The sequence below is a fragment of the Sphingopyxis sp. NJF-3 genome (genome assembly GCF_053514865.1).
Genome location: NZ_CM130726.1, coordinates 2464312 through 2480421, shown reverse-complemented (window position 1 = coordinate 2480421; position 16110 = coordinate 2464312). Strand labels below are relative to the sequence as shown.

Here is a 16110-nt window from a genome sequence, read left to right as displayed (position 1 = left end):
GTTGCCGCCGAGCCGCTTTTTCCGGCGCGGGAAGCGCATAGTGTCGCACCATGGTCATGCGGCCGGTCGGAACCTCCCGCGGAGGGTGACGCGGCGCGTGTTGGAAGAATGAAGCGGAGAAAAAGGATGGATCGTTATCTTGTCATTTCGTCGGACGGCCATGCCGGCCTGCCGCCCGAAAAATATCGCGGCTATCTCGAATCCCGATATCACGCCCGCTTCGACGAGACGATCCAGCAGGAAATCAAGGCGCGCGAGGAGCATGAGAAGCGTTTCCTGATCGACGATTTCAACACCAAGTGGCGCGCGCGCGTCGGCGACGGCCTGGAAGGCGCGTGGGACGGGACGATCCGCAACCGGGTGCTCGACGGCGACGGCGTCGCGGCGGAAGTCCTATTCCCCGACGGCATCACCGAACGCAACGCGCCGCCCTTCGGCGCCGACATCGGGCTGAAGCCCAATGCCGCGCGCGCCGAGCTGCAATGGGCGGGCGCCCGCGCGCACAACCGCTGGCTCGCCGAATTCTGCCAGGACGATCCGCACCGCCGCATCGGGCTGGCCGTGATCCCGGCGCTCTACGATCTCGACGAGACCGCGAAGGAAATCGAATGGGCGCGGAAGAATGGGCTCAAGGGTGTGTTCTTCCCCGCGCTGACCGAAGGTTACGACCTCTACAACCACACCAAATATCACCGGATCTGGGCGATGCTCCAGGATCTCAATATGCCGCTCCATTTTCATTCGGGCGCGTCGCCGGCCTATGACACGACGCAGCCGGGCTGGATCGGCACCTATTTGTGCGAATTCGCCTTCTGGATGACGCGGCCGCTGTGGTCGATGACCTTCGGCGGGGTGTTCGAGGAATATCCCGCGCTCAAGGTCTGCTTCACCGAAGCGGGGGGCGAATTCTGGTTCCCCTGGGTCATGCAGCTGATGGATATCCGCGCCTCGGCCAAGCATACGAGCGGCAAGCTCGGCGATTATTATGCGAACATGAGCATGAAGCCGAGCGAGTATTTCGCGCGCAACATCTGGGTCGGCTGTTCGGCGCTGCCCGACGAGGAGACGACGGAGGCCTATTACGACATCGGCGTCGACCGGATCCTGTGGGGCACCGACTATCCGCACCCCGAGGGCACCTGGCCGAGCACGCTCGAAAAGATGACGATCAGCCTCGGCGGTCTTCCCGACGACGATATCCAGGCGATGCTCGGCATCAACGCGCTCGACGTCTACGACGTCGATGCCGACGCGCTGCGGAAGGTCGCGGGACGGATCGGCCCGCGCCGCGAACTCTTCGTCAAGCAGGCGGCGGAATGAGCCATCGAGGTCCCTCGCTTCGCGCGAGGGGCTCTTCGGGATAAGCCGATTGCATTCGGGCCCCTGCTTGATAGCATCCCGGCCTTTTGGGATGGGACGATGGCAAGCTGGCGCGGGATCGAGGAGTTTCTGGCGGTCGTCGAGCAAGGCAGTTTCACTGCCGCCGGCGACCAGCTCGGGGTGTCCAAATCCTATATCAGCAAGACGGTGCACGAGCTGGAGGAGCGGTTGGGCGTCCAGCTGCTCGTCCGCACCACCCGCCGCCTGTCGCTGACCGGCGCCGGCGAGAGTTTTCACCGCGAATGCGCCGAGCTTCAGCAGCGCCTCGGCGAGGTCGAAAAGCAGGTCGGCCGCTACAGCACCGAACCCGTCGGTCGCCTGCGCGTGGGTTTGAGCGACATCTTCGGGTCCGATTTCATGTCGGCGCTGCTCGCCGAATTCAGCACCGACCATCCCGGCATCGTCATCGAGCCGATCGCCTATCTCAACGAGAATGAGATCGTCCAGGAACGGTTCGACGTCGTCATCCGCTATGGCATCCTGCCCAACTCCAATCTGCGCGCGCGGACCTTCGGCTATCTCTCCTACTGCCTGTGTGCCGCACCCGACTATGTCGCCGCGCGCGGCTGGCCGGAGGCGCCGCAGGACCTGCTGGAGCACGACTGCCTGACCGACCTCAGCGCGACGATGAACTTCAACGACGACGTCAGCGTCAAGGTGGGTCCGCGCTGGATGAGCAACAGCGGCATCGCGCTGCGCAGCGCGGCGCGCAAGGGGCTCGGCATCGCGAGCCTGCCGGTCAGCATCGTCCGCCAGGACCTCGCGAGCGGCGGAATGCTCGCGCTCGATGCCGAATGGTCCTTTTACGACCGGAAATGCTGGGTCGTCTATTCGCCGGGGATCATGTCGGTCGCGACGCGCGCCTTCATCGACTATCTGGTCCGCCAATTTTCGCGCGTGAAGGTGCGGCCGTCGATGGCGGCCTCGCTCGCGGCGCGCTACTGATCGGGCCTCCCAATCCCGCTTCCATTGTTCGCCACCACGCACAAACTGTGCGCGATTCGGGTCTTACCTCGGGCGCGACAGGCGATACACTTGCCCCACAAGAGCCGCCCGGCAAGGACGGCCATCCGGGAGACTGACGTTGCCAAAGGTTGAACGCTTTCCGATGCCCATTCCCTATGGCTGGTTCGGAATCGGCTATGGGGCCGATCTGAAGGTGGGCGATGTCCGGCCGGTCCATTATTTCGGGCGCGACCTCGTGCTGTTCCGCAACGAGAAAGGCGAGGCCGGGCTGCTCGATGCCTATTGTCCGCATCTCGGGGCGCATATGGGGCATGGCGGGCAGGTCGATGGCGACAGCCTGCGCTGCCCCTTCCATCACTGGGCATTCCGCCCCGACGGTTTCTGCAGCGCGATCCCCTATGCCAAGGCCTTTCCGCCGCGCGCCAAGCGCGAGCCGCTGGCGGCAGCCTATCCGGTCGAGGAGAAGAGCGGCGTCATCTGGGCCTGGTATCATCCCGACGGCGCGGCGCCGATGTTCGACGTCATCGATTATCCCGAATTCACCGACCAGACCTTCGCCGAACCGACCAAGCGTGAATGGCGCTTTGCCAGCAACCCGCAGGAAATCGCCGAAAACGGCGTCGACGTGGCACACTTCGCCTATGTCCACGCGATGGACGCAGTGCCCGAGGGCGAGACCCATTATGACGGCGTGACGCGGCGCAGCGTCGCGCGCGGCCACCGCACCATCGATCTGCCGTCGGGCGAGCGCAAGCAGCTCCCCTATTCGGTCGAGACGGTCCAGAACGGTGCGGGGCAGAAGTTCACGCGGCTGAGCGGACTCGTCGAGCTGTCGCTGCTGGTGATCGCGACCCCGATCGAGGCCGACGACGTCGAGCTGCGCTTCTGCTTTACCCATCCGAAGGTCGAGCCCGGCTCGCCGCAGGCAAAGGCGATCGAGGCGGCGATCGAGAATACCTGTGGGCAAAAGGGCGTCGAGGGCGACATTCCGATCTGGCACAACAAGATCCACCGCGCGCAGCCCTATCTGTGCGACGGCGACGGCCCGATCCTGCGCTTCCGGCGCTATTTCGAGCAATTCTACGCCGAAGGGCCGGACGGCACCCGCCTCGTCGAAGCGGCCGAATAACCTAGCTCATTTCCCGCTCCGGCGGACCTGTCGATTACCGCGCCCGCGGGCGCCATTGGGAGAGTTGCGATGTCGAGACTGCGTTATATCCAGGGCCCCGTCGAAACCCGCGCGCCGGGGATGCTCAAGAACACCGTCTATGGGATCCGCGCCACTTACGAGACCGATCCGGAGGTCGTCGCGGCGCTGCTGCCGCAGCCGCTCGTTGCAATCGAGCGGCCCGAAATCTGGCTGCAGATGGTGCATGTCGCGATGCATGTGACCGAGACCGATACGGTCGAGATCGGCGCGCTGACCGTCGGCGTCAATTGCACCCATGAGGGCGCGCCGGGCGCCTATTGCTTCCACATGGCGATGGAGGGCGAAACGGTCGTCACCTCGGGCCGCGAACGGTACGGCGAGCCCAAGAAGATCGCCGAGACGCATTTCGAGCGCAACGGCGATCACCTGCGCGCCACCTGCACGCGGCACGGCGTCGCCTATTTCGAGATCGAGGGCACGATCGGCGAGGCGGTCGACGCGCCGCTGGCGTTCGAGGAGCATCTCTTCTGTTACAAGGGCATGCCGTCGATCGACACCCCGGGCCAGTTCGACGGCGACGTCTTCCTGACCCGCCTCAACTGGGTGCGCAACTATAGCGGCCGCCGGGCGATGACCGGGACGATCACCCTGCGCGAATCGCCCTATGACCCGCTCGTCGACATTCCGGTCCGCCGCATCACCGACATGCAATATGTCGAGGGCGGCACCGCGACCGGCGGCACCATCCTGCGCACCGTGCCGGGCGAATGGATCGCGCCACACTGGGTCGGGCGCCACGACGACCCGCGCAACACCGGCCTTGAAATCGGCGCGCGGAAGGCCGCCTGATGCGGGATTTCTCCGGCCGGGTGGCGGTCGTTACCGGCGGAGCGAGCGGGGTCGGCAAATGTCTGTGCGCCGATCTCGCCCGCGCCGGCGCCCATGTCGTCATCGCGGATATCGACCCGGGGCGCCTCGAGGCGGTGCGCGCGGAGATCGATGCGCTGGGCGAAGGCGAAGTGCTCGCCATCGCCTGCGACGTCACGAAGGAGGCGTCGGTGCGGTCGCTCGCCGACCGCGTGTTCGATCATTTCGAAACGGTCCACCTGCTCTTCAACAACGCCGGGGTCGGGTTGGGCGAGGCGCAGCGCAAGATCTGGACCTTGCCGCTCAGCGACTGGCGCTGGGGGATCGACGTTAATGTCCTCGGCGTCGTTCACGGCATCGCGGCCTTCGTGCCGCGGATGATCGAGGCGGGACAGGAAGGGGTGGTGATCAACACCAGTTCGACCAACGGCGGGCTGCGTTCGCTGCCCAACACGCCGATCTATGCCGCGACCAAGGCTTCGGTGACCAGCATCTCCGAAGTGCTCCACCAGCAACTGCTCCGCGAAGGCGGAAAGCTGCGCGCCGCTGTCCTCTTCCCCGGGCCGCATACGGTCAACACCGCGATCATGGCGTCGGGCGAAGTGCGCCCGGCTGACTATGTCGAGAATGAGGCGCAGACCAGGGTCGCCTATCGGACGATGGAGGATCTGGTGCGCACGACCGGCCTCAAGCTCAAACTGACCGAGCCCGAAGAGGTTTCGGCCTTCGCGCTCGACGGCGTGCGCGCCGGACGTTTCTGGCTGCTGCCCGAAAGCGAGGAGAATGATGGTCTGATCGCGGCGCGGACCGAACAGATATTGGCGCGGCAGGACCCGCCCTCGGCATGGTGAGCGCAGCGGCGTCCGACGCGCCGGCGGTAGGCGCCGCACCCTCTCGCGGCGTCTATCGCTGGCTCGTCGTGGCGATCCTGTTCGCCGGCTATTGCTTCAGCGCCATCGACGCGCGTGTGCTGACGCTGATGGTCGAACCGATCCAGAAGGACCTCGGCCTCAGCGATTTCGAGATCAGCCTGCTGCAGGGGTTCGCCTTTTCGCTGCTCTACAGCGTCGCGGCGCTGCCGATCGGGCGTTTCGTCGACCGGACGAAGCGGCGCGCGACGCTGATCGTCTGGGGCGTCCTTTTCTGGTCGCTGATGACCGCCGCCTGTGGCTTCACCAGCAGCTTCATCGGCTTGTTCCTCGCCCGTGTCGGCGTCGGGGTCGGCGAAGCGACGCTCAGCCCCACCGCCTATTCGCTGATCAGCGATTATTTCGAGCGGCGGCGGCGTGCGCTGGCGATTAGCTTCTATGCGATCGGCTATCCGATCGGCGGCGGGCTGGCGCTGCTGTTCGGCGGCTGGCTGCTTGGCCATTTCACCGATGCCGGCGGTTGGACGCTGCCGATCCTCGGCAGCTTCGCGCCGTGGCAGGCGGTGTTCCTCTGCGCCGCCGCGCCCGGACTCATCATCGCCGCGCTGATGATGACGATCCGCGAGCCCGCACGGCAAGAGCTGGCCGCGGACCTCTCGGCAAAGAGCAGCCTGCGCGAAGGCTTTGCCTATATCGCCCAGCGTTGGGCGCTGTTCGGATCGCTGATCGGTTCGCTCAGCCTGATCGCGCTGCTCGCGATCGGCACCGCGCTGTGGTTCCCGACCTTTCTGATGCGCAGCTATGGCATGACCCCGGCCGAGGTCGGCCTGTCCTACGGGATGGTGATGCTCGTCTGCGGCACCGTCGGCACGCTCTCGGGCGGCTGGTTCGCAGGGCGGTTGATGCAAAGCGGGCGCGCCGATGCGAACATGCGCGTGGTGCTGATCGCGACGCTGCTCAAGGGGCTGCCGATCATCGCCGCACCCTTGATGCCGACCGCTTTCCTGTCGCTGACCCTGATGGCGGTCGGCACGCTGATCGGCCAGGCATCGCAGGGGGTGATGCTGACCGCGATCCAGGACGTCACCCCGAACCAGCTCCGCGGCCAGGTCACCGCCATCTCGCTCCTTTTCGTCAACCTGATCGGGACCGGACTGGGGGCGAGCGTCATCGCAGCGATCACCGATTTCGGTTTCGGCGACCAGGCGGCGCTCGGCTATTCGATCGCAATCGCCGGGGCCGTGGTGCTCCCGCTCATCGTCGCGCTGCTGCTCGTCGCGCTGCCGCACTATCGGCGCGCGGTCGAAGGCTGATCCGCGGCGATCGCCCATACGATATGGTCCGTTTGAGTGATGCAAGCCTCGTCGGGGCTGCATAGGAGGGAGGTCGTACAGGATAATCAGGCGGAGTGGACAGCGTGCAGCGCAATCTGGATTTGCGATATGTCGTCATCGGCGCGGGCATGTCGGGGATATTGGCGAGCATCCGGCTGCGCGAGGCGGGTTACCGGCATGTCACCCTGCTTGAAAAGGCGCACACGATCGGCGGCACCTGGCGCGAGAATCGCTATCCGGGGCTCAATTGCGACGTGCCCGCGCACGCCTATACCTACAGCTTCGCGCCCAATGCCGAGTGGAGCAGCTATCTGGCGCCCGGCCCTGAAATCCAGGACTATTTCGAGGATGTGACCGACCGTTTCGGCCTGCGCGAAATCGCGCATTTCGGGCAGGAGGTCGATAGCTGCACCTATCAGGACGGCGCCTGGGCCGTCACGACCAAGGCGGGCATGACCGTCGAGGCCGATGTCGTGATCACCGCGACCGGGGTGCTCCATCACCCGCGGATGCCCGAGATCGAGGGGCTGGAGAGCTTCGCCGGCACCGTCGCGCACAGCGCACGCTGGGACGAAGCGACCCCGCTCGATGGGCAGCGGATCGGCGTGATCGGCAGCGGCTCGACCGGCGTCCAGCTCGTCTCCGCGCTCGCCGGACGCGCGGCCAGGCTCGGCCATTTCCAGCGCTCGCCGCAATGGATCATGCCGATGCCGAACACCCCCTATACCGAGGAGCAGCGCGAAGCGTTCCGCCGCGATCCGGCGCTGATCGACGCGGTTCGCTACGATCCCGAATATCAGGCCAATGTGCTGCGCTTCACCGCGGGGATCATCAAGCCCGACAGCGAAGAAATGCACATCATCGAGACGATCGTGCGCGACAATCTGGAGCAGAGCGTCGCCGACCCGGTGCTGCGCGAACGGCTGCGCCCCAATTACCGCGCGGCGTGCAAGCGGCTGATCTTCTCGCCCGACTATTATCAGGTCGTGCAGCAGCACGACGTCGACATCGTGATCGAGGGTATCGAGCGCATCGAGCCCGAGGGCATCCGCACCAGCGACGGGGTGCTCCACGAACTCGATCTCATCATCCTCGCGACCGGCTTTCACGCCGACCGTTTCATCCGCCCCGCGGTGGTGACGGGGCGCGGCGGCGCGTCGCTTGACGACATGTGGGCGAAGCATGCGACCGCCTATAACGCGATCTCGCTCCCCGATTTCCCGAACTTCTTCTTTTTGAACGGGCCAACGGGACCCGTCGGCAATTTCTCGCTGATCGACGTCGCCGAACGCCAGTGGGGCTATATCGAACAGCTTCTCGACAAGGTGGCGACGGGCGAATGCGCCGAGATCTGCGTCACGCCCGATGCGATGGCGGGTTATGACCGGGCGCGCACCGAGGCTGCGAAGGGCACGATCTTCGCCTCGGGCTGTTCGAGCTGGTATCTCGGCAAGGACGGCGTGCCGATGACCTGGCCGTGGAGCTACGGCCATTTCGCCGAGGTGATGGCGAAACCCGACTTCGCCGATTTCGAGATGGTGGGGGCGAAGCAGGCGGCTTGAGCCGGCGCGCGGCCTTTTTATTTGGCAGTTCGATATTGGCGAAGCTGTTGCCGATGTTTGCTTTGGGGTGGGGAGCGGCCGTTCCTACTCTTTCGTCATCCCGGACTTGATCCGGGATCCATTCACGCAGCGCTTGGATCAATGGATCCCGGATCAAGTCCGGGATGACGATTAAAATAACGTCGCCTTCCGGTCGGAAGCTGCCGTCGTCCAGCTGCTCCTCGCAAATATGCGGCCGTCCTTTTGCTCTGCCGCACAAGTCGGATCAGGACCCGGCGTGCATCGCCTCCGCCCGCCCCTTCAACGCATAGGCGGTGTCGTCGAACGCGCGCTTCACCCAGGGGCCGGCGAAGCGCATCACATGGATGCCGTTCGGGCCCAGAAAGGCGTCGGTCGAATGATAGGCGCAGGCCTCGTCGCCCAGCGGCTCGATGATCTGGTCGCGCCGCGCCGGATAGGGCCAGGCGTCGTCGTGCGGCAGCGCCCACGACAGCAGCCGCCCGGGCTCGAAGGCGCAGACATATTCGCAATTGGGAAAGGTCGCGTCGGGCTCGGTATAGCTTTTCAGCGTCATATGCACCGGCGCGCCCATTTCGAGGGTCGATTCCGCCGCGACGCAGAAGGGATTCCATTCGCCGTAGCGCGGCAGGTCGATCAATATCTCCCACACCAGCGCGGCGGGTGCCGCCATCTCGACGCGCTCGGAGCGCACGATCGTGTCGGGGTTGGTGTAGGCATTATCGTTGACGTCCGACATGATGATCTCCCGTTGTTCAGGCTTCGCTATCGGTCGCCCAGGGATCGGGCAGGCCGGGATCGGTGTGACGGATGACATGCTTGAGCAGATGCTTGAGCAGCGCCGTCTCATTCGCGTCGAAGGCGCCGAGCGCCTCTTCCTCGGCCGCCTTGGCCGCGGCGGCGAGTTCGATCATCACCCGGCGCCCGGCGTCGGTCAGCCACAGCCGCGCGCTCGCCGGATCGGGGCGGACGAGGCCGCGCGCGGCGAGCGAGGCCACCTGTTCGGGGGTGATGCGCGCTCCGGTGAAGCCGATCATCTCGCCGATTTCGTCGGCGGTGCGCCCGTCCCTGATGCCGAGGATGGTGACGATGAAATGATCGGCGGGATCGAGGCGATGCCGCGCGAGGCTGTCCTGCATCCGCGCGTAGAGCTGGAAATGCGCGCGGCCGAGCAGGTAGCCGAGGAAATCCTCTCCGAAGCTGCCCGGCGCGTCGGCGTCGGCGCTCGCGGTCAGCGCCGCGGCCTTGCGTGCCGTGAGCGCATAGCGGCCGCCGTGAAAGAGCAGGGGGGCGCGGTCGTCATGGTCGAAGGCGATCACCTCGCCGACGAAGATGATATGGTCGCCGCCCTCATATTGATAGGCGGTGCGGCACTGGAAGCGCGCGGTGCAGCCGGTGAGCAGGGGGATGTCGCCCACGCCGCGCTCGGGCGTCAGGCCGGCGAACTTGTCGGCGCCGCGCCTGGCGAAACCGTTCGACAGCGGCTCCTGGTCGGCGGCGAGGATATGGACCGCGAAATGCTCGGCGCCGCGAAACGCCTCCATGCTCATCGAATTGCGCGCGAGGCTCCAGAGCACCATCGGCGGATCGAGCGACACCGAATTGAAGCTGTTCGCGGTCAGTCCGCAATCCTGCCCCGCCGCATCGCGCGTGGTAACGATCGTCACCCCGGTTGCGAAGGAACCGAGCGCGCCGCGAAAGGCGATGGGGTCCGCGTCGCTCGCCATGGCCTGTCCTCGCTCCCTTGTCCCGCGCCTGGTGGTGCGGGCGTCGGGCAAGACTAGGACCGCGGCATCCGGCCGCATCGCCCAATTGGACTAGATCGGAGCGATCACCCCAGCACCGCGACGCTGCGCAGGATCAGCCGGACAAGGTCGGCCTGGCGGCCGACTCCGGTCTTGCTGAGGATCGTCTTGCAATAGCTGCGCACCGTATTTTCGGTGAACTCCAGCTTTTCGGCCGCTTCGCTGAGGCTCAGCCCCGAGGCGAGCAGCGCCGCGAGCTGCGCCTCCGACGGCGTGAGGTCGAAAATCTGCGCGACGAGCCGTTCGAGCGGCTGGTGGGTATCGAGCCCCGAGACATAGACGACCGCCGCCGGTCCTGCTTCGTTGCCATAGTGCGAACGCGCCTCGATCGAGCGGACGAGCAGGCCGAGATGCCCGTCGGGTTCGGCCTCGACGCGCAGTCCCTCGGCGAAGCTGCCGCCGTCGCGGTGGGCGCTCACCGCCTTGCCGATCAGCCGCTGGAGCTGCGCATTGCCCGACTGTCCGGCCAGCGCGAGGCGGTCGTTGGCGGCGCGCAGTCCGCGGCTCGACCGGACGAGCGCGCGCCCTGCGCTGTTGGTGCGCAGGATTCGCCCCGATCCGTCGAGGATGAAGGTGCAGAGCGTCAGGCGGTCGAGCGTGTCGATCATCACCTGCACCTCGGTCTCCTCACGGCGCAGGCGCGCGAACAGCGCAAGCGACAGCTCGAGGTGCGGGCGCAGCGCGATCAGCATCGCCTTGTCGGCGTCGTTGAAGTCCTCGCCGCCCGGGCCGTTGGTCAGCCCGACATTGCCCTCCCACCCGCCGGGTTCGGAGATATACATGCCGATCTGATATTCGATGCCGTAGGGACGCAATATCTCCGTGTAGAATCGGCTCGCGTGCAGCTCGTCGGGCGATGTGACCTCGCTCAGCCGATAGATGTCGCCCGGCCGCGCCAGCGCGTTGCGCAGCGGGTCGAGGTCGCCCATTTCGGCGTGGATGCGCTGGATGCGGCGCGCTTCCTGCTCGCCGATCGGCGGCCTTGGCGCCCAGATGATGAAGGGCGGCATGCCGGGGCGGCTGAGGCGCAGCGTGATCGCGGCGCTCATGCACTGCATCCGGCGGGCGAGCGCCTCGAGGAAGCTCTGCCACGGCGTGTCTTCGAGCGGACCGCGATAGATCAGCGTCACCAGCTCGTCGACGTCGGCGATGGGCTTGCTGCTGCGCATTCCGATTCCGCTCCATTCCCCTCGTTCGCCGTTCCGCCTCTATAGACCTGCGGCGCGGCGCGGCAACCGCGGCGCTTCCTGTCGGGCAAGCCCCCGAATAGGGGTTGTCGCGCCCGCCGCGGCGCGCCACCCGACAGGAACGAAGCTCGACTGGGAGACGATGAGAGTGGCTGAAACGAAGACGACGATCCCGCATGGCATCCTCGCCGCCGCGGCCGTTCATGCGGATCGTGTCGCGATCCGCGGCGAGGATGGGCGCGAGATCGCCTATCGCGACCTGCCGGCGCTGGTTCGCGCCGCCGCCGCGGCCTTCATCGCGGCCGGTGTCGTGCCGGGCGACCGGGTCGCGATCTGGGCGCCCAACTCGATCGAATGGATCATCGCCGCGATCGGCGCGCAGGCGGCGGGGGCGGCGGTGGTGCCGCTCAACACGCGGCTCAAGGGCCGCGAGGCGGGCTATATATTGCGCGCGAGCGGCGCGAAGCTGTTGCTGACCGTCGGGGAGTTTCTCGGCACCGCCTATCCCGCGCTGATTGCGGACGAGGAATTGCCCGACCTCGCCGGTATCGTCCTTCTAGACGGGGGCGAGGGCGGCCTACCGTGGCGGGACTTTCAGGATCGCGGCGCGGAGGTCGCGGCCGAGGCGGTCGAAGCGCGGCTCGCGGCGCTGGACGACGGCGATGTCTGCGACATCCTCTTCACCTCGGGCACCACCGGCAACCCCAAGGGCGCGGTGACGACGCACGGCCAGAACGTCCGCCTCTATCGCGCCTATGGCGAACGGCTGTCCTATGGTCCGGGCGACACTTTCCTGATCATCAATCCCTTCTTCCACAGCTTCGGCTACAAGGCGGGCTGGCTCGTCGCGCTGCTGCGCGGCGCGACCGTGCTGCCGCATGCGGTGTTCGATACCCAGCGTATTCTCGAACGCATTCAGGACGAGCGGGTAACGCTGCTCCCCGGTCCCCCGACGATCTTCCAGAGCCTGCTCGCGGGGCGCTGGCGCGATTATGACCTCTCGTCGCTGCGCGTCTCGATCACCGGCGCGGCGTCGGTGCCGGTGACCTTGATCGAGGAGATGCGCGGCGCGCTGGGCATCGACGTCGTGCTCACGGCCTATGGGCTGACCGAGACGTGCGGCGTCGTGACGATGTGCGGCGCGGGCGACGATGCGGCAACCGTCGCCAACACCGCCGGGCGGCCGCTCGAAGGCATCGAGGTGCGGCTCGTCGATGGCGACGGGAACGACGTCGCGGCGGGCGAGGCGGGCGAACTGCTCGTGCGCGGCCCCAATATCATGCGGGGCTATTTCAACGATCCGGAGGCGACCGCGGCGGCGATCGATGCCGGGGGCTGGCTCCGCACCGGCGACATCGCGGTGCGCGACGCGCGCGGCAATGTGAAGATCACCGACCGTGCGAAGGACATCTTCATCGTCGGCGGCTTCAACGCCTATCCGGCCGAGATCGAGGGCCTGCTCGCCGCGCACCCGGCGGTGCTGCAGTCGGCGGTGATCGGCGTGCCCGACGATCGGCTGGGCGAGGTACCGATGGCGTTCGTGGTCCTCCGCCCCGGCGCGGCGGCGTCAGCGGAGGAAATCATCGCCTGGTGCCGCGACAATATGGCGAACTACAAGGTTCCGCGCCGGGTCGAGATCGTGGACGCGCTGCCGATGAATGCGGCGGGAAAGGTGCAGAAATTTCTGCTGCGAGGATGATCCGGGTCGGCGAGTTTCGGCCGGTTGCGGTCACATGCAACGTGATCCCCGGCGAAAGCCGGGGTCCAGGGCGGTGGAAGGCCGGCGCTGCTCGGCTACGCTCTGGACCCCGGCTTTCGCCGGAGACCACCAGTTGGCTATCCACCGGAGCGCGCGCTTGTCTTTCATCGTCACCCCGGACTTGATCCGGGGTCCCGCTCGACCTTCCGGGGCCCGTCGATGCCTCAAAAAAGCGGGATCCCGGATCAAGTCCGGGATGACGAATGTCGGAAACCGACCGTAGCGGCCATTTCACCATCGTCACCCTGAACTTGTTTCAGGGTCCATGGCCTGCCGTCTACTTCGACGCGGCATCGAACGAGAGGTCTGGTCATGGATGCTGAAACAAGTTCAGCATGACGTGATTCTGAGCGGCCGCTATCCACCCCAAAGCCGTTCCGGTCCCCGATTTTTCGCTGTCCTACGCGGCCTCCCCGCGATAGCGTCGGTGGATGATACCTGTCTTGCCGAAAGCGCCGTCGCGAAAAATGCGATTCCTGAATGACGTTGCGCAGTTTTTCGCCCCTTTTTTCGCACGGGACTCTGCATGCTGAGCGTCGAGACCCACGCGGCGACACCCTGGCCCGACGGACTTGACTGGGAGACACGGGCGGCGGAGGCGGCGGCCGCGGCGCTGGCGCTGACGCCCTATGCCGCGCTCGCCGATGTCGCGCCGCTGGTCGAGGTGGCGGTGCGGCTCACCGACGATGAAGAGGTGCATGCGCTCAACCGCGATTTCCGCGGCAAGGACAAGCCGACCAACGTGCTCTCCTTCCCGCAGGTGCAGGCCGATCTGCTCGAAGGCCTGTCGAACAGCGACGACGGCGAGATCCTCCTCGGCGACATCGTTCTCGCGCGCGAGACCTGCGCGCGCGAGGCGGAGGAGAAGGGGGCGTCGCTCGCCGATCATGCGACCCATCTGATCGTTCACGGCATGCTCCACCTCGTCGGCTACGACCATATGGACGATGCGAGCGCGGCGGCGATGGAGGCGCTCGAGGTGAAAGCGCTTGCCTCGCTGGGCATCGGCAATCCATATGGCGACGAGCATTAAGGAAGGACGCACAGCGCATCATGCCCGACGAGCAGGGATCTTCGAACCGATCGGAAGAGGACAGTAGATCCGGCCTGCTGGCCGGCCTCAGGACATTGCTGTTCGGGGGCGACAAGGAACCGTCGCTGCGCGAACAGATCGAAGAGGTCATCGACGAGGCCGAGGAAGATGGCGACGAGCGTCGCGGCGGCAGCATCGTCGGCGACCTCTCGCCGATCGAGCGCAAGATGCTCCGTAACCTCCTGCATTTCGGCGAGCAGACGGTCGACGACGTCGCGGTGCCGCGCGCCGACATCATCGCGATCGCGGAGAGCGCGCCTTTCGAAGACATCGTCGCACTCTTCGCCGAGGCGGGGCACAGCCGCCTGCCGGTCTATCGCGAAACGCTCGACGAGGTCGTCGGGATGATCCACGTCAAGGACGTGTTCGCGGTGCTCGCCGACGGGCGCGCGCCACCGCCGCTGCTCGACCTGATCCGCCAGCCGCTCTACGTTCCGCAATCGATGGGCGTCCTCGACCTGCTCGCCGACATGCGCGCGCAGCGCACCCACCTCGCCATCGTGATCGACGAATATTCGGGGACCGAGGGGCTCGTCACGATCGAGGATCTGGTCGAGGAGATCGTCGGCGAGATCGAGGATGAGCATGACGACGAGCCCGTCACCCTCTTCGCGCCGGGCGAGAATGGCTGCTGGGAAGCCGATGCGCGCGCCGAGCTCGACGACATCGGCGAAGCGATCGACCCGCGGCTCGCCGAGATCGAGGAGGATGTCGACACCGTCGGCGGCCTCGCGGCGGTGCTCGCCGGCCATGTGCCCGAGGTCGGCGAAATCCTCGTCCATCCGAGCGGCTGGCGGATCGAGGTGACCGAGGCCGACGAACGCCGCGTCCACCACCTTCGCCTCCACCCGCCGGTCGAGGTCGATCTGGAGGCTTCGCCGGCGCGCGGCGAGGAGTTCTAGCAGGGCGGGCTCGACCCGCTCCGCCGATTGCCTTTGGCGGGCGATGCGATTAGCGCAGGCGCAATGGACGTTTCCGATCTCCGCATCGCGCTATTCAGCGGCAATTACAACATGACCGTCGACGGTGCGAACAAGGCGCTCAACCGGCTCGTCGGCTATCTGCTGGAGCAGGGGGCGGCGGTGCGCGTCTATTCGCCGACCGTCGAAAATCCCGATTTCGCGCCGACCGGCGACCTCGTCAGCGTGCCCTCGATGGCGATCCCCGGCCGCAGCGAATATCGCATCCCGTTGTCGCTGTCGGGCCGGGTGCGCGAGGATCTGGCGATGTTCGCGCCCAACATCCTCCATATCTCCAGCCCCGACCGCGTCTCGCGGCAGGCGGCGGCGTGGGCGCGGCGGCGGCGCATCCCGGTCGCCTGTTCGGTCCACACGCGCTTCGAGACCTATTTCCGATACTACAACCTCTCCTTCCTCGAACCGCTCGTCGTCGCCTGGCTGCGCAAGCTTTACCGCAAGTGCGACGCGCTGATCGCTCCGTCGGAGAGCTTCGCGCAGGTTCTGCGCGAACAGCGGATGAACTATGACATCGGCATCTGGACCCGCGGCGTTGAGCGCGACGTCTTCAACCCCGGGCGGCGCGATGGAAGCTGGCGTCAGTCGTGGGGCATCGCCGACGACGTCCCCGCGATCGCCTTCCTCGGCCGGCTGGTGATGGAAAAGGGGCTCGACGTCTTCGCCGACGCGATTGACGTGCTGCGCCGCCGCGGCGTGCCGCACGAGGTGGTGGTGATCGGCGAGGGACCTGCGGGCGACTGGTTCGAATCGCGGCTGCCGCGTGCCAAGTTCGTCGGCTTCCAGGGCGGCGAGAATCTGGCGCGGTCGCTGGCCTCGTGCGACATGCTGTTCAACCCCTCGGTCACCGAGACGTTCGGCAATGTTACGCTGGAGGCCATGGCCTGCGGTCTGCCTGTGGTCGCGGCGCGCGCGACTGGCAGCGCGAGCATCGTCAAGCACGGCCAGACGGGTTATCTGGTCGCGCCGGGCTCGATCGGCCTTTTCGCCGACGATCTGGAGCATTATTGCCGCGACCCGCAGTTGCGCGCCGCGCACGGCGCCGCGGCGCTCGCCGAAAGCGCCTCCTATCAGTGGGATGCGATCAACCAGGCCGTCGCCGACACCTATCTGCGCCTGATCCGCCAGAAACAGCGGCGGCCCTGA

The 16110-nt window shown here is 66.4% G+C and carries 14 protein-coding genes; 11 read left to right on the top strand and 3 right to left on the bottom strand.

All coding sequences use genetic code 11. The features are described 5' to 3' along the window. Nucleotides 1-126: 126 nt before the first annotated feature. The 7 genes from ACOTSS_RS12080 (at nt 127) to ACOTSS_RS12050 (ending at nt 8128) form a co-directional block, all read left to right on the top strand. Nucleotides 127-1320, top strand: coding sequence for an amidohydrolase family protein (locus tag ACOTSS_RS12080; protein ID WP_448688393.1), 1194 nt, complete (start codon nt 127-129; stop codon nt 1318-1320). Nucleotides 1321-1419: 99 nt separating this feature from the next. After that, nucleotides 1420-2325 (top strand): LysR family transcriptional regulator, encoded by a 906-nt coding sequence (locus ACOTSS_RS12075; RefSeq protein ID WP_448688392.1) that lies wholly within the window; start codon nt 1420-1422, stop codon nt 2323-2325. A gap of 163 nt (nt 2326-2488) precedes the next feature. Next, complete coding sequence (locus tag ACOTSS_RS12070; RefSeq protein ID WP_448688391.1) at nt 2489-3475, top strand: Rieske 2Fe-2S domain-containing protein; 987 nt, start codon at nt 2489-2491, stop codon at nt 3473-3475. Nucleotides 3476-3544: 69 nt separating this feature from the next. Then, the gene (locus ACOTSS_RS12065) at nt 3545-4345 is read left to right on the top strand and encodes an acetoacetate decarboxylase family protein (RefSeq protein WP_448688390.1); all 801 of its coding nucleotides are present in this window, start codon (nt 3545-3547) and stop codon (nt 4343-4345) included. Then, nucleotides 4345-5214 carry an SDR family NAD(P)-dependent oxidoreductase gene (locus ACOTSS_RS12060; RefSeq protein ID WP_448688389.1) on the top strand — a complete coding sequence of 290 codons (870 nt, stop codon included), beginning with the start codon at nt 4345-4347 and terminating at the stop codon, nt 5212-5214. The genes ACOTSS_RS12065 and ACOTSS_RS12060 overlap by 1 nt, the downstream gene beginning before the upstream one ends. Further along, on the top strand, nt 5208-6545 hold the full coding sequence (locus ACOTSS_RS12055; protein WP_448688388.1) for an MFS transporter: 1338 nt from the start codon (nt 5208-5210) through the stop codon (nt 6543-6545). Before ACOTSS_RS12060 ends, ACOTSS_RS12055 begins: the two co-directional genes overlap by 7 nt. A gap of 104 nt (nt 6546-6649) precedes the next feature. Beyond that, nucleotides 6650-8128 carry a flavin-containing monooxygenase gene (locus tag ACOTSS_RS12050; RefSeq protein ID WP_448688387.1) on the top strand — a complete coding sequence of 493 codons (1479 nt, stop codon included), beginning with the start codon at nt 6650-6652 and terminating at the stop codon, nt 8126-8128. Between the two features lie 265 nt (nt 8129-8393). Here the strand turns inward: ACOTSS_RS12050 and ACOTSS_RS12045 are convergent, their stop codons facing one another. The 3 genes from ACOTSS_RS12045 to ACOTSS_RS12035 form a co-directional block, all read right to left on the bottom strand. Next, nucleotides 8394-8885 carry an SRPBCC domain-containing protein gene (locus tag ACOTSS_RS12045; RefSeq protein ID WP_448688386.1) on the bottom strand — a complete coding sequence of 164 codons (492 nt, stop codon included), beginning with the start codon at nt 8883-8885 and terminating at the stop codon, nt 8394-8396. Between the two features lie 16 nt (nt 8886-8901). Next, a complete protein-coding gene (locus ACOTSS_RS12040) occupies nt 8902-9873 on the bottom strand; it encodes a flavin reductase (RefSeq protein WP_448688385.1) in 972 nt (323 codons plus the stop codon). Nucleotides 9874-9977: 104 nt separating this feature from the next. Next, the gene (locus ACOTSS_RS12035) at nt 9978-11120 is read right to left on the bottom strand and encodes a helix-turn-helix transcriptional regulator (RefSeq protein WP_448688384.1); all 1143 of its coding nucleotides are present in this window, start codon (nt 11118-11120) and stop codon (nt 9978-9980) included. Between the two features lie 166 nt (nt 11121-11286). Between ACOTSS_RS12035 and ACOTSS_RS12030 the strand changes: the two genes are divergently transcribed. The 4 genes from ACOTSS_RS12030 (at nt 11287) to ACOTSS_RS12015 (ending at nt 16110) form a co-directional block, all read left to right on the top strand. Then, nucleotides 11287-12837 (top strand): FadD3 family acyl-CoA ligase, encoded by a 1551-nt coding sequence (locus ACOTSS_RS12030; RefSeq protein ID WP_448688383.1) that lies wholly within the window; start codon nt 11287-11289, stop codon nt 12835-12837. Nucleotides 12838-13423: 586 nt separating this feature from the next. Next, nucleotides 13424-13930, top strand: coding sequence for an rRNA maturation RNase YbeY (gene ybeY / locus ACOTSS_RS12025; RefSeq protein WP_448688382.1), 507 nt, complete (start codon nt 13424-13426; stop codon nt 13928-13930). A gap of 20 nt (nt 13931-13950) precedes the next feature. Next, on the top strand, nt 13951-14892 hold the full coding sequence (locus ACOTSS_RS12020; RefSeq protein ID WP_448688381.1) for a hemolysin family protein: 942 nt from the start codon (nt 13951-13953) through the stop codon (nt 14890-14892). Between the two features lie 63 nt (nt 14893-14955). Beyond that, on the top strand, nt 14956-16110 hold the full coding sequence (locus tag ACOTSS_RS12015) for a glycosyltransferase family 4 protein (protein WP_448688380.1): 1155 nt from the start codon (nt 14956-14958) through the stop codon (nt 16108-16110).